This is a genomic window from Massilia brevitalea (assembly GCF_030711405.1).
Taxonomy (GTDB): Bacteria; Pseudomonadota; Gammaproteobacteria; order Burkholderiales; family Burkholderiaceae_D; genus Telluria; species Telluria brevitalea.
On record NZ_JAULSI010000077.1, the window covers coordinates 1 to 12,266 of the forward strand.

Consider the following 12,266-nt stretch of genomic DNA (forward strand, 5'->3'; position numbering starts at 1 on the left):
TGATTGCCGCAGAGCGACATAAGCGACCACAGGTCGCACCAGCCCCGACATTATAAGCCAGCGCCACCGGCAGTGCCGAGGCCTGGCAGGGTATTACCTTACAGAACGATCTTGACCATCGGGTGCGACGACAGGGTGCGGTAGATGTCGTCGAGCTGCTCGCGGCTGGTGGCGCGCACCGTACAGGTCAGGCCGGTGTAGTTGCCCTTGCCGGAAGGACGCACTTCCATGCGGCCATGGTGGAAGGTCGGGTCGAAACCGGTGACCACTTCGACGATGGTGGCGGCAAAGGCGTCGTGCGTCGGGCCCAGTACCTTGATCGGGAAATCGCTCGGGTATTCGATGAGGGAATCTTTGGGGTCCATTGTTCAATTCCTGTGCAAAAGGACATTGTAGCCAAAGCGCGCAGCCGGCGTATCGTCCGGGCTGCGATTGACCCTGGCGTGGTGAAAAAAGGCCGGCACGCAGGCCGGCCCGGATGGTGGTCAGCGCTCCATCTGGCGTGCGGGACCGCGGCGGCCACCGCCATCGTCGGCATTCCTCGGCTGGGCCGCGGGTGCGGGGCGGCGTTCCGGGGCTGCTGACGGCGCCGGGGATGGCGCAGGCGCCGCGATGGCCGGGGCCGGGGCCGGGGCCGGCGGAGGCGAAGGCATGGCGCGCGGTGGCGGCGCAGAGATGGCGGTCGGTACCGGACGCGCCTGTTGCTGGGCACGCGCCGCCGCGGCGGCGGCAGCCGCTTCCATGGCGCCGGCGCTGCCGAAGCGCGGCGACTCCCTGTGGACCTCGCGCGGTGCTTCTCGCTGTGCTTCTCGCTGTGCTTCTCGCTGCGCATCTCTTTGCGCATCGCGTTGCACGTCGCGCGACCAGTTGCGCTCGGGCGCCGGCTGGGCGCTCATCACCGGCGCCGGCTGGCCGCTGAGCACCGGCACGGTCGAACGCGGGACCTGGGCCTCGTTGCCGGCGCGCTGCTGGAAGCGGTTGCGGCGCCCGTCCTCGAACTGGCCGCGGGGTTCCTGGCGCATGCGGTCGTCGCGGTCGCGCTCGCGGCCACCGCCGACGATCACCGGCACGCTGCTGCCGATCACGGCCGCCTGGGGCGGCGCCGGCAGGGGACTCGCGGCGGGCGCTGCCGGCACTGCCAGGCTGCTCGGAATGGCGGCCGGCTGGTTGCCGCGTCCCGCATAGTCGGGACGCCCATCCGGACGCCCGTCCGCACGACCATCGGGACGTCCATCGCGGTTCCAGTCGCGGCGCTCATTAGCGCGCAGTTCGCCACGTCCGTCGCCACGTCCGTCATTGCGGCCGGCGGCGCGGGCGGCATCCTCGGCAACGGCGCGCGCCGCATCGCGCACGTTCGCGCCCTGGCCGATGCTGCCGAACTTCACCGGCGGCGTCGGCGGCAGCGCCACCGGCGCGCGCGCCCAGCTGGCCGGCGGCGTGGCGCGCGGTTCGCGCGGCACCACCACTTCGCGGCGCCCGTTGAAGCGGTCCTGCGGCACCACGGTCAGGCCCTCGCGCCGGTAGTCGCGCTTTTTCCCATCCTTGCCGTCGCGGTTACCGTCGCGCCCGCGCGCGGCTTGCCAGGCCAGGCGCCGCAAATGGTCGTCCGACAGGCGGTAGCCGGGCACGAAGCGCTCGTGCGGCGCCAGCGGATACCAGCCTTGCCCGGCCGAGGGACGCGAATTGAAATTCAGGTTCCAGCCGGCGCCGCCAACCCAGCCGACCAGGGCCGGCGCCCATACCGGGCGGCGCTCGTGGTGGCCCGGGGCCCAGGCCCAGCGCCGGTTCACCTGCACCCAGCGGCCGTAGTGGAAGGGCGCATAGCCCCAGGGCGCGTTGTCGACCCAGGTCCAGCCCCAGGGGGCGATCCAGGTCCAGCGTCCGTCGCGGTAGGGCACCCAGGTCGACGACACCGAGGGTATCCAGAGGTTGCCGTATTCGCTGTCGCTGCTCCAGCTGCCGTAGCGGTCGAGGTCTTCGTAGCCCGTCATTTCGCGCGGAATGTAGCGCGTGGCAAGCGCCGAATCGGCCTGGCGGTCGCGCTCCAGCGCCCAGGCGTCGAAGGCGTCGCGCACGGCCTGGGCGGTGCGCAGGTCCGGCCCGGCGATGTCGGCGCGGCGTCCGGCTCGCACGGTCAGGCGCTCGCCGCCGCCCTCGACGACCGCCACGCCGTCGAAGACGTTGATGGTGCTGGTGTCGGCGGCCAGTTCGGCGTCCACGCGCAGGCGGCCCGCTTCCTGCATCAGCACCCGGCCCTGGGGCGTGGACAGCTCGAAGCCGCCCAGCACCTCGGGATTGGCGATGCGGACGCTGACGCTGCCGTAGTGCAGGCGCAGGCGCAGGTTGTCGTCGTCGAGCTGGATCACGTCGAGGCTGGAGTCGCCGTCGAGACGGATCGCGCTCGAACCCACGCGCAGCTCGGTGCGCGCGCCCGGCGCCGTAGTGACGGTATTGCTGGAAGTGACAGGCCAGTTGACCAGGGCGGTGCTGGCGGCGTCCCCTTGCCCGGCGCTGATGCTGACTTGCCCCTGGGTCAGCGCGATGCGCCCGACCTGGGCCGGCGGATCATCGGCCAGCGCCAGCGTGGAGGACACAGCCAGCGCCAGGAGCGCTGCGGTTTTCATCAGAAAGCGAGGTTTCATCGAAGGCTCCAGGGGGTGGGGGCGGAAGACGTCTATCTGATTACAACGCACGACAAGACTTGGGGACAACACGGGTTACAGACGGTTTCAACTTGTGCATGAGCGAAACATACACAAGCTCTGACTAGGCCCGGAAAACTCAGTGTGCGCCAGCGCGCTTGACGAAGAACAGCATCGAACCGACGACGACCAGCACCGCGCCGAAGAAGCGGTTCTGGATGCGCATCGCGCGTGCATCGCGGAACAAGCGCTGCATCGACGACGCCAGAAAGGCATAGCCGTGCATGACCGTGCTGTCGATGACGACCATGGTCACGCCCAGGATCAGCAACTGCGGCAGTAGCGGCGCATCCTTGGAAATGAACTGCGGCAGCACCGCGACCATGAAGATGATGCCCTTCGGATTGGTGGCATTCGTCAGGAAACCGGTCAGCACGCGCTTGCCGAAGGGCGGGTGGGCGGCCAGGCCGGCGGCGCTGGCTGTAGGGCCGGACGCGTCCTTCGAGCGCCACTGCGAGATGCCGAGATAAATCAGGTAGAGCGCGCCGATCACTTTCACCACGGTAAAGGCAGTTTCCGAGGCCAGCAGCAGCGAACCGACGCCGGCGCCGGCAATGGCCAGCACCAGGATCAGGCCCAGTTGCAGGCCGAGCACGGTGGCGCTGGCTTTTTTCACGCCATAGGCCAGCCCATGCGACATCGACAGCACGGCGCCCGATCCCGGCGAAATGGCGATGACGGTGCCGGCGATGACGAAGGCGATCCAGGTGGCGAAAGACATGGGGAACTTAAAGGAGGAATGAGGAGAAACGACGTACTGACACGGCAGGCGCGTGGGCGTGGGCCGCCGCGCCAGGCCGTGGGAAAGACGGGATTACTTCTTGCGCGGGTTGACGGCGGCCTTCAGGGTCGCACCGGCAGCGAAACGCGGGGTTTTCGACGCGGCGATCTTGATGACTTCGCCGGTTGCCGGGTTGCGGCCTTTGCGGGCTGCGCGCTTGGTCACCGAGAAGGTGCCGAAGCCGGTGATACCGACGGTGTCGCCTTTTTTCAGACGTTCGGTGATGATCTCGAGGATGGTGTTGACCGCGCTGTTGGCCGCGGTACCGGACATTTCGGTACGCTTGGCAAATTCAGCGACCAGTTCGCCTTTTTTCATGGTGCCTCCGGGGTTGAAAGAGCGGAAAGATTAGCATAAAAAATTCTCACCTGTAATCTTTCGCACGGCCGTGCGCGACGGCCGCGTTTCGCGGCGTGGCTGGAAATACGGGCGTTCTGCGAAATCAGAGAAGTCCGGCTTCCGGTTTGGCATTTGCCAGGCGGGTGCGCAGCGCCGCGTTGATCAGCGTCTGGTAACCGGTGCCCGAACTTTCCGACAGGTTGCGGAAGGCGTTCAGCACCTCGTCGTCGAGGTAGATGGTGATGCGGGTCTTGCGTTTCGGCGGACGGGTGCGGCGCGCCGGCGCGGCGGCCTGGTGGACGGACTGCGGTACGGACTGGGATGCGGCTTGGGTCATGGTCGGGTTCATCGAGGTCTCCTTCGTCTGGGCGAAGCTGCCGTGGCGCAGCTTTGACGATGGACTATACGTATGCGCCGCATGAAATACCGGCGAAAGCGACGAGTTGCAGTTTTCCGGGCCTGAAATGCAAGAAAAACGCGCTGAACCGTGTGCCTGCGCGACCTGCCCTCGGTTAAGATGCTGCCATATTGACATCTTGGGAGTAGGTTCATGGCTGCAGGCAGTTTGCTGGCATTACTAGACGACATCGCCAGCGTGCTGGACGATGTGACGCTGATGAGCAAGGTGGCGGCGAAGAAAACCGCCGGCGTGCTGGGCGACGACCTGGCCCTGAACGCCCAGCAGGTGAGCGGCGTGCACGCCGAGCGCGAACTGCCGGTGGTGTGGGCGGTGGCCAAGGGTTCGCTGCTGAACAAGGCGATCCTGGTGCCGGCCGCGCTGCTGATTTCCGCGTTCGCGCCCTGGGCCATCATTCCACTGTTGATGATCGGCGGCGCCTTCCTCTGCTTCGAGGGTTTCGAGAAGCTGGCCCACAAATTCCTGCACAGCCCCGAGGAAGACGCGGCCAACGAGGAACGCCTGGCCACGGCCCTGGCCGCGCCGAATGTCGACCTGTGCGCGGTGGAGAAGGACAAGATCAAGGGCGCAATCCGCACCGACTTCATCCTCTCGGCCGAGATCATCGTGATCTCGCTGGGCGAAGTATCGAAGATGCCTTTCCTCCAGCAGCTGTCGGTGCTGATCATTATTTCGCTGGTGATGACGATCGGCGTGTACGGCCTGGTGGCAGGCATCGTCAAGATCGACGACGCCGGCCTGTACCTGAGCAAGAAGACGAGCGGCTTCGCGCGCAGCCTGGGCCGCCTGCTGCTGGCCACTGCGCCACGCCTGATGAAACTGCTGACCATCGTCGGCACCGCCGCCATGTTCATGGTCGGCGGCGGCATCATCGGTCACAACTGGGAACCGCTGCACCACTTCGCGCTGGAATCGGCCGAACGCATGGCCACGGTGCCAGGCATCGGCAACGTGCTGGGCGCGATCACGCCAACCGTGATCGATGCGCTGGCCGGTGTGATCGTCGGCGCGCTGGTGCTGCTGGTGGTGACGGTGGTAAACAAGCTGCGCGGGAAGAAGGCGGTGCCGGCGCATTGAGCGTAGCGTTTCGATTGATCGGGCCGTTGTCATGGTGGGTTCGAGCCGCACGCGGACCGACCCACCCTGCATTGCAGCTCGATTGATCCACCGAATTGGTGGGTTCAAGAACCCACCCTACCTCCGCAGTATTTAATCGTAGGGTGGGTTCTCGAACCCACCAAGCGCCTCCTCATCCTCCACCCGTAGTCCACGCGCACCAGACCCGCCGGCCCGCCATGCCACCAGCGTGATGGTGATCTCCAGGCTCATGAGCAGCAGCCCGGCGATCCACCACCAGCACCCCGTGCCACTCGAACCAAGTGCAGCTGCGCCCATGACGTGCAACGCGCCGTATCCGGGCACAGTAGAATGCCCGCTGACCACCAACCGACGGAGGACCGAATGCGGGCTTACCAGATACTACCGGGCAGCAACATCGACGGACTGCAGTGCGTGGATTTTCCCGAGCGCGAGCTGGCGCCGGGCGAGGTACGGATGCGGGTGCATGCGGTATCGCTGAACTACCGCGACCTGATGGTGACCAGCGGGAATTACCTGGTGAACGTGGACGATCCGATCATCCCGTGCTCGGACGGCGCCGGCGAAGTGCTGGCCGTGGGCAGCGGCGTGACGCGCCTGCAGGTGGGCGACCGCGTAGCCGGCTCCTTCTTCCCGCACTGGCATGACGGCCGCACCGCGCCCGAGAAGATCCGCCATGCCCTGGGCGGCGACATCGACGGCATGCTGGCCGAGGAAGTCATCCTGCACGAAGACGCGCTGGTGAAGATTCCGCCGCAGCTGAGCTTTGTGGAAGCATCGACCATGCCCTGCGCCGGCGTCACCGCCTGGAATGCGATTTTCGTGTCGAGCAACGGCATCCAGCCGGGCGACACCGTGCTGCTGCTGGGTACCGGCGGCGTGTCGGTGCTGGGCCTGCAGTTGGCAAAGGCGGCCGGCCTGCGCACCATCATCACGTCCTCGAGCGACGAAAAGCTGCAGCGCGCGCGCGAACTCGGCGCGCACCACACCATCAACTACCGCAGCACACCGGAATGGCAGGAAGAAGTGCTGCGCCTGACGCACGGACGTGGCGCCGAGGTGGTGCTGGAAGTGGGCGGCCAGGGCACGGTGAACCGCTCGGTGTCGGCGGCGGCGATGGGCGGCAGCGTGGCGATCATCGGCGGCGTGAGCGGCTTTGGCGGCGAAGTCAATCCGGCGACCCTGCTGGCCAGCGCCAAGCGCATGGTCGGGATTTTCGTCGGCAGCCGCAAGATGCTGGAAGACGTGATGCGCTTTGCCGCCACCACCGACATCAAGCCGGTGGTCGACCGCGTGTTCACTTTCGACCAGGCGAAGGAAGCCTACCGCTACATGGAATCGGGCTCGCACTTCGGCAAGGTCGTCATCGCAGTAACGGCCTAGGTTTATTTTCCCTCGAAGCGTACCAGTTCGATCTCGAACAGCTTCGGCCAGAACTTGCCGGTGACGTACAGCCGGCGATGCTTGCCATCCCAGGCGATGCCGTTCAATACGGCATCGACCGAGCTGGTGCCGCGCTGTGCGGGCGGCAGCAAATTGCGCAAATCGACCCAGCCGACCACCTTGCCGGACACCGGGTCGATACGCGCGATCACGTCGGTTCCCCAGACGTTCGCATACAGTTCGCCATCCACGATTTCCAGTTCGTTCAGCGAGTCGATCGCCTTGCCCTCGGCCGTTACCTGCACGCGCCGCACTTCCTTCAGGTTCTTCGGATCGAGCACGCGGATGCTGGCGCTGCCGTCGCTCATGTAGACGTGCTTGGCGTCGCTGGCCAGGCCCCAGCCTTCGCCCTCGTACTGGAAGCGGCCTTTTACCGCAAAGGTCCTGGCGTCGAACACGAAGCCGAACTTCGATTGCCAGGTCAGGCCGTAGATGTTGTCGCCGAATGCCGTCGAGCCTTCGCCGAAGACCTCGGCCGGCAGGTCGGTCTTCTGCAGCACCTTGCCGCTCTTTAGCTCGACCTTGCGCAGCGTCGAGCGCCCGTTCAGGCCGGTGCTCTCGTACAAATGGCCGTCGCGGAAGAACAGGCCCTGGGTAAAGGCTTGCGGGTCGTGCGGGTAGGTGTTCTTGACGACGAAACCGTAGAGGGGAATCGCGGCCTGGGCGGCGTGGCTGGCAAGCGCGGTGACGAGAACGGCGGCGAGGGCGGAGGTTTTCAGCATGGTGGGCCGGATGAGACTGGTCGGGATGGCCACTCTAGCATGAAGGGGCAGGCGATGTTGCGGGCGCTACAGCCGGGGTTACAGCTCAGTCACAACTCGGTTTACAGATAAGCCAGCAGCCGTCCGCAGGTGATCACGCCGAGCCAGAGCAGGATCGACAGCAGCGCGTGGGCACGCGCGGCCGGCGGCGCCGGTGTCTCGCGTTCCCAATTCGCCACGCTGCGGTAAGGAAAAACGTGGAAGGCCAGTGCATTCAGCCCGGCAGCGGCGATCAGCATCAGTTTCCATTGAAAGGCGGGGTTGCGCGCCAGCTCGGCGGGGTGGGCGGAAAACAGCAGCAGCCCGGCCGGCACGATCAGCAGCAGGGCGCTAACGGCCCAGCGCAGCAGGTGGTGCGCCAGCGGCTGCACCGGCAAGCCGCGCGCAAAGCCGAGCACACGCAAATCGAACAGCACCACGCTGCCCACCAGCACCGCAAAGCCAAAGATGTGGACGATTTCGACAGCCGGGTACAGCCAGGGGTCGCCCCGCATCGCCTGCGAGAGCGGCGTCTGCTCCAGCCAGGCCGCTGCCGCCTCCAGCGCCATCAGCGCAGCTCCGTGGTCTTGCCCTCGATGGTGATGCGTTCGGCGCGCAGTTCGTCGCCCTTGCTGCGGTGGGGATAACCGTGGACGCTGGCTTTCTGGCCGGCCACCAGCTTGTCGCGCGGCAGGCCCCGGCTTTCCATGCGCGAGGGCGGGGCCAGAACCACCAGCCAGGTTTTATCGGCCGTTTTCAGGCGCACGAAGCCGTGCGGCTGCTCGTAGCCGGCCTGTTCGATGGTGCCGGTGAGGTCGAGCGGTTTGTCGGACTGGTATTCGCTCCAGCCATGGTGGGCAAGGGCGCTGCCGGCGGCGGCCAGCGCGGCGAGCAGGAACAGACGCTTCTTCATGAGGGTCTCCCGGAACGCGACAAGATGAGATGCACGTGCGGATTGTACGTCCGTTATCTCTGGAACTGGTTAGTCGGCGTCTATCGTGCGCCCGTCGGCACGGCCGCCGCCTGCCTGCCGCCATGGGCGTTCAGGCGGCCGATGACGTCCAGCCGGCCCTCGCGCAGCACGGTGAGCACCATTTCTCCCTGCGCCACGTATTCCCCGGTGAGGGCGCGGATGTTGACGTCGTGGGTGACCAGCACCAGCGGCCCTACGCCGCGCCATTCTTCCAGGCGGTTATGGAGGTCGCGCACCCTGGCGGCGCCGCTGGCTTGGTCGACCTTGAACATCGAATCGAGCGTCGGTTCGGGTTTCACCCCGTCGAAGGCGAGGCGCGCCGTTTCCAGGCAACGGCACCAGCGGCTGGACCAGACGGCGCCGGGCACGATGTTGTGATGACGGAAAGCGGCGCCGATGGCGCGGGCGTCGTCGCGGCCGGCTGCAGAGAGGTTGCGCTGGGTGGCGCACTTGCCGAGATCGAAGCCGGGCGGGTCGCCGACACCGGGCGTGGTGGCGGCGTGGCGCATCAGCACGATGACGTCGTTGCCGCGCAGGCGCTGCCACAGGGCCTCGTCGCCGGCATCGGCGGCATGCGCGGTGGGAGAGAAGATCAGCAGGCAAAGAAGCAGGCGAGGAAGTACCCAACTCAGCATGACGCTCTCCCATGGATGGCTGATCCGATTATGAACCTTGCATGGGCGGACGAGCGCACGCACCGTGTTACTCTTTAGAAATTATCTTTTTGAGAACACAGCATGGGATTGTCGACGGTACCGCGCATGGCGCGGATCTGCCTCTTGGGCGCGGGTCTGGCAGGTGGCGTGGCGCAGGCACAGATGCAAACGCAAGATGCCGCCGCCTGCGCAGGGTATGGCGAGGACGTGCAGGCGATGCTGGAAGCCGACCAGGCCCTGCGTGGGCGCCAGGATTACCTGGCCGCGCCGGAAGATGGCGGACAGACGCGGCGCGGGGCGCAGCTGGCCCTGGTCGAGCGCAGCAATGCCATACGCCTGGAAACGCTGCTGGCGCGCTGCGGCTGGCCCCTGCGTTCAGTCCACGGCGCCGGGGCGGGCAAGGCGGCCTGGCAGCTGGTGCGTCACGACCTGGCGCTGCAGCAGGCGGCGGCCCCGCACCTGGAACGGGCGGTGGCCGCCGGTGAAGCGGATGGCCCCGCGCTGGCGCAGCTGCTGGACCGCATCGCCGTCGCCAGGGGAGAGCCGCAGCGCTATGGCACCCAGATGCGCCAGCTCGACGCATGCCGCTGGACGCCGCAGCCGCTGGACGACCGGGCCCGGGTGGAAGAACGCCGCAGACAGCTTGGCCTGCCTGGCCTGGAGGAGCAGGAGAAGCAGGCCAACCTCATGGTCATCCACGAGGGGTGCGAAAACCAGGCCGCCATGCCGCCACTCCGATTCAACAAATAATACTGTTTATACCGTTTATTTTGAATAAATCATATAAACGGTATATTGAGTAAAAACGACGTTTTTTGACGGCCCGGAAAACTCATCGGTAAATTCCCGCGCGCGACACCCGAAAACCGGCCTCGACTCACTCCCCGAAGCCTTCCAGCACCACCTTGCCGCTGGCCGCGCCACTCTCGATAAAGGCGTGGGCGCGGCGCAGGTTGGCGGCGTTGATGGCGCCGAAGTGCTCGGCCAGCGTGGTGCGGATGCGGCCGGCGTCGACCAGCTGCGCTACTTCGTTCAGAAGGTTGTGCTGGGCCTGGATGTCGGCAGTCTCGAACAGCGAGCGGGTGAACATCAGTTCCCAGTGCAGCGAGATGCTCTTGCGCTTGAGCAGGCGGATGTCGATCGGCTCCGGATCGTCGATCAGCGCCAGCTTGCCCTGCGGTTTGATGGCGTTCACCAGGGCGGCGAAGTGCTGGTCGGTGTGAGTCAGGCTGATGGCGTAGTCGACTTCGCCCAGTTCCGCATCCAGCAAGGCTTTATCGAGCGGCTGGCTGTGGTCGATCACGTGCTGCGCACCCAGGTCGCGCACCCAGGCCTGGGTTTGCGGACGCGAGGCGGTGGCGATCACGGTGATGCCGGTCAGCTGGCGCGCCAGCTGGATCAAAATCGAGCCGACACCGCCGGCCGCACCGACCACCAGCAATTTTTCGCCTGCGTGGCCGCCGCGCTGCAGGCCGAGACGGTCGAACAGCAGCTCCCAGGCGGTGATCGCCGTCAGCGGCAGGGCGGCGGCTTCGGCAAAGCCGAGCGAGGCCGGCATGCGGCCGACGATGCGCTCGTCTACCAGGTGCAGTTCGCTGTTGCTGCCTGCGCGGTGGATGGCGCCGGCATACCAGACGCGGTCGCCCGGCTGGAACAGGGTCACGTTCGGGCCGACGGCGCGCACGATGCCGCTGGCATCCCAGCCCAGCACGCGCGGTTCGGACTGGCCTTCGGCCGGCAGGCCGCGGCGCACCTTGGTGTCGACCGGATTCACGGACACGGCGTGCACTTCGACCAGCAGGTCGTGGCCGCTGGCGACCGGGTCGGCCAGGTTCAGGTCTTGCAGAGCGCTCGGGTGGTCGGCGGGCAGGGCGGCAAAGGCGGCAATGGCTTTCATGGGTGTTTCCTTGTGGGTTTAAGGTCAATCAATAAAGTCCCAGTGTAGCCAGAAAAGATTGTATTGATTAGCCGCTATAATCCGAAAAGACTATCCAACGGGACGGACAATGAAGCTCGACGCGATGGCGCTGTTCGTCCAGGTGGCGCATGCCGGCAGTTTTACGGCGGCAGCGGGCGCCACCGGACTGCCGAAGTCCACCGTCAGCCAACGCGTGGCCGAACTCGAAACCGCGCTCGGCGTGCGCCTGCTGCACCGGACCACGCGCCGCCTGAGCTTGACGGCCGCCGGCCAGGTCTACCTCACCCACTGCGAAACCATGCTCGACGCGGCGCACGCCGCCGACGCCGCCATCTCGCGCCTGCGCGACGAACCGGCCGGCAACTTGCGCCTGACCGCGCCGGAAGCTTCCGGCATTTTGCTGCTGCCGCCGCTGCTGGCGGCTTTTCAGGCGCGCTACCCGGCGGTGAGCGTCGAATGCGTGATCACCGACGCCCACCTCGACCTGGTGGCCGAGCGCATCGACCTGGCCCTGCGCACCGGGCAGCTGGGCGATTCGAGTTTCGTCTCGCGCCGCGTGGGCACGGTGCGGCGCGTGCTGGTGGCCTCGCCCGCTTATCTGCAGCAGCACGGCACGCCGGCGCAACCGGCCGACCTGGGCCGCCACCAGCTGCTGCTGCACGATGTCTTGCCCGAGTGGCCGCTGCAGAGCGACGGCAAGATCGTCCACATCCCCGCCCTCGGTGCGGCGCTGCGCGCCAACAACCTCAACACCCTGCGCGGCCTGGCAGTCGCCGGCGCCGGCATCGCGCTGCTGCCCTGGTTCATGGTGCGCGACGCCCTGGCGTCCGGCAGCGTGCAGCTGGTGCTGCCCGAGCATCCGCCCACCGACAACAGCTATTACGCGGTGTATCCCGGGCGCAGCCACCGTCCCGCGGCTTTGTCTGCCTTGCTGGAATTTATCGACCAGTTCGACCTGGCGAGTTACCTTTCCTGAGTCCCAGTCAGCGTATCCCGTAGGGTGGGCACTTGTGCCCACGCGGATCCCGCAAACCAGTATCGCTTCACGCAACAGCGCCACAAACACCGATGGATGGCTGCGGGAAAAATGGGGGGCGCATCAAGTAATGGGGCTGTTGCCTGCTCTGTTCGTGGCCCGTTGAATCCGCGTGGGCACAAGTGCCCACCCTAATGTGATGGACTCCACCCTCCTGATAAC

General features: G+C 66.4%; 14 protein-coding genes. 4 read left to right on the top strand and 10 right to left on the bottom strand.

The genetic code is table 11. The features are described 5' to 3' along the window. Nucleotides 1–98: 98 nt before the first annotated feature. The 5 genes from QWL29_RS25590 to QWL29_RS25610 all read right to left on the bottom strand — a co-directional run bounded on the left by QWL29_RS25590 (nt 99) and on the right by QWL29_RS25610 (nt 4,171). The gene (locus QWL29_RS25590; protein ID WP_305825681.1) at nt 99–365 is read right to left on the bottom strand and encodes a DUF493 family protein; all 267 of its coding nucleotides are present in this window, start codon (nt 363–365) and stop codon (nt 99–101) included. A gap of 120 nt (nt 366–485) precedes the next feature. Further along, a complete protein-coding gene (locus QWL29_RS25595; RefSeq protein WP_305825682.1) occupies nt 486–2,642 on the bottom strand; it encodes a DUF6600 domain-containing protein in 2,157 nt (718 codons plus the stop codon). A gap of 139 nt (nt 2,643–2,781) precedes the next feature. Next, nucleotides 2,782–3,423 carry a LysE family transporter gene (locus QWL29_RS25600; RefSeq protein ID WP_305825683.1) on the bottom strand — a complete coding sequence of 214 codons (642 nt, stop codon included), beginning with the start codon at nt 3,421–3,423 and terminating at the stop codon, nt 2,782–2,784. A gap of 93 nt (nt 3,424–3,516) precedes the next feature. Next, complete coding sequence (locus tag QWL29_RS25605) at nt 3,517–3,801, bottom strand: HU family DNA-binding protein (RefSeq protein WP_305825684.1); 285 nt, start codon at nt 3,799–3,801, stop codon at nt 3,517–3,519. Between the two features lie 124 nt (nt 3,802–3,925). Continuing rightward, nucleotides 3,926–4,171, bottom strand: coding sequence for a BrnA antitoxin family protein (locus QWL29_RS25610; RefSeq protein ID WP_305825685.1), 246 nt, complete (start codon nt 4,169–4,171; stop codon nt 3,926–3,928). Between the two features lie 201 nt (nt 4,172–4,372). Here QWL29_RS25610 and QWL29_RS25615 point away from each other — a divergent pair, with 201 nt between their 5' ends. Together QWL29_RS25615 and QWL29_RS25620 are read left to right on the top strand one after the other, a co-directional pair. Continuing rightward, nucleotides 4,373–5,317 (top strand): DUF808 domain-containing protein, encoded by a 945-nt coding sequence (locus tag QWL29_RS25615; protein ID WP_305825686.1) that lies wholly within the window; start codon nt 4,373–4,375, stop codon nt 5,315–5,317. Between the two features lie 384 nt (nt 5,318–5,701). Further along, nucleotides 5,702–6,721, top strand: coding sequence for a zinc-dependent alcohol dehydrogenase family protein (locus QWL29_RS25620; protein WP_305825687.1), 1,020 nt, complete (start codon nt 5,702–5,704; stop codon nt 6,719–6,721). Nucleotides 6,722–6,723: 2 nt separating this feature from the next. On the opposite strand, the gene QWL29_RS25625 is transcribed toward QWL29_RS25620, so the two are convergent. The 4 genes from QWL29_RS25625 to QWL29_RS25640 form a co-directional block, all read right to left on the bottom strand. Then, nucleotides 6,724–7,503, bottom strand: a complete 780-nt coding sequence (locus QWL29_RS25625; RefSeq protein WP_305825688.1) for a glutaminyl-peptide cyclotransferase — start codon at nt 7,501–7,503, stop codon at nt 6,724–6,726. 101 nt (nt 7,504–7,604) lie between these two features. Then, a complete protein-coding gene (locus tag QWL29_RS25630) occupies nt 7,605–8,090 on the bottom strand; it encodes a DUF6644 family protein (RefSeq protein WP_305825689.1) in 486 nt (161 codons plus the stop codon). Then, entirely contained in the window at nt 8,090–8,434 is a 345-nt protein-coding gene (locus QWL29_RS25635; protein WP_305825690.1) for a DUF6152 family protein, read from the bottom strand. The genes QWL29_RS25630 and QWL29_RS25635 overlap by 1 nt, the downstream gene beginning before the upstream one ends. Nucleotides 8,435–8,514: 80 nt before the next feature. Continuing rightward, a complete protein-coding gene (locus QWL29_RS25640) occupies nt 8,515–9,129 on the bottom strand; it encodes a histidine phosphatase family protein (RefSeq protein ID WP_305825691.1) in 615 nt (204 codons plus the stop codon). Between the two features lie 183 nt (nt 9,130–9,312). Between QWL29_RS25640 and QWL29_RS25645 the strand changes: the two genes are divergently transcribed. Beyond that, a complete protein-coding gene (locus QWL29_RS25645; protein WP_305825693.1) occupies nt 9,313–9,900 on the top strand; it encodes a DUF6624 domain-containing protein in 588 nt (195 codons plus the stop codon). Between the two features lie 127 nt (nt 9,901–10,027). Here the strand turns inward: QWL29_RS25645 and QWL29_RS25650 are convergent, their stop codons facing one another. Beyond that, nucleotides 10,028–11,047, bottom strand: coding sequence for a zinc-binding alcohol dehydrogenase family protein (locus QWL29_RS25650; RefSeq protein WP_305825694.1), 1,020 nt, complete (start codon nt 11,045–11,047; stop codon nt 10,028–10,030). A gap of 109 nt (nt 11,048–11,156) precedes the next feature. Between QWL29_RS25650 and QWL29_RS25655 the strand changes: the two genes are divergently transcribed. Beyond that, nucleotides 11,157–12,044: a LysR family transcriptional regulator gene (locus QWL29_RS25655; protein WP_305825695.1), complete on the top strand. Its 888-nt coding sequence runs from the start codon at nt 11,157–11,159 to the stop codon at nt 12,042–12,044. Nucleotides 12,045–12,266 lie beyond the last annotated feature (222 nt).

Bases quoted from the DNA above. Each gene is read 5' to 3' on its own strand.
- QWL29_RS25605 (WP_305825684.1), bottom strand. From the start codon at position 3,801: ATGAAAAAAGGCGAACTGGTCGCTGAATTTGCCAAGCGTACCGAAATG.
- QWL29_RS25655 (WP_305825695.1), top strand. From the start codon at position 11,157: ATGAAGCTCGACGCGATGGCGCTGTTCGTCCAGGTGGCGCATGCCGGC.
- QWL29_RS25630 (WP_305825689.1), bottom strand. From the start codon at position 8,090: ATGGCGCTGGAGGCGGCAGCGGCCTGGCTGGAGCAGACGCCGCTCTCG.
- QWL29_RS25610 (WP_305825685.1), bottom strand. From the start codon at position 4,171: ATGAACCCGACCATGACCCAAGCCGCATCCCAGTCCGTACCGCAGTCC.
- QWL29_RS25615 (WP_305825686.1), top strand. From the start codon at position 4,373: ATGGCTGCAGGCAGTTTGCTGGCATTACTAGACGACATCGCCAGCGTG.
- QWL29_RS25645 (WP_305825693.1), top strand. From the start codon at position 9,313: ATGCAAACGCAAGATGCCGCCGCCTGCGCAGGGTATGGCGAGGACGTG.
- QWL29_RS25635 (WP_305825690.1), bottom strand. From the start codon at position 8,434: ATGAAGAAGCGTCTGTTCCTGCTCGCCGCGCTGGCCGCCGCCGGCAGC.
- QWL29_RS25595 (WP_305825682.1), bottom strand. From the start codon at position 2,642: ATGAAACCTCGCTTTCTGATGAAAACCGCAGCGCTCCTGGCGCTGGCT.
- QWL29_RS25590 (WP_305825681.1), bottom strand. From the start codon at position 365: ATGGACCCCAAAGATTCCCTCATCGAATACCCGAGCGATTTCCCGATC.
- QWL29_RS25650 (WP_305825694.1), bottom strand. From the start codon at position 11,047: ATGAAAGCCATTGCCGCCTTTGCCGCCCTGCCCGCCGACCACCCGAGC.
- QWL29_RS25600 (WP_305825683.1), bottom strand. From the start codon at position 3,423: ATGTCTTTCGCCACCTGGATCGCCTTCGTCATCGCCGGCACCGTCATC.
- QWL29_RS25625 (WP_305825688.1), bottom strand. From the start codon at position 7,503: ATGCTGAAAACCTCCGCCCTCGCCGCCGTTCTCGTCACCGCGCTTGCC.
- QWL29_RS25620 (WP_305825687.1), top strand. From the start codon at position 5,702: ATGCGGGCTTACCAGATACTACCGGGCAGCAACATCGACGGACTGCAG.
- QWL29_RS25640 (WP_305825691.1), bottom strand. From the start codon at position 9,129: ATGCTGAGTTGGGTACTTCCTCGCCTGCTTCTTTGCCTGCTGATCTTC.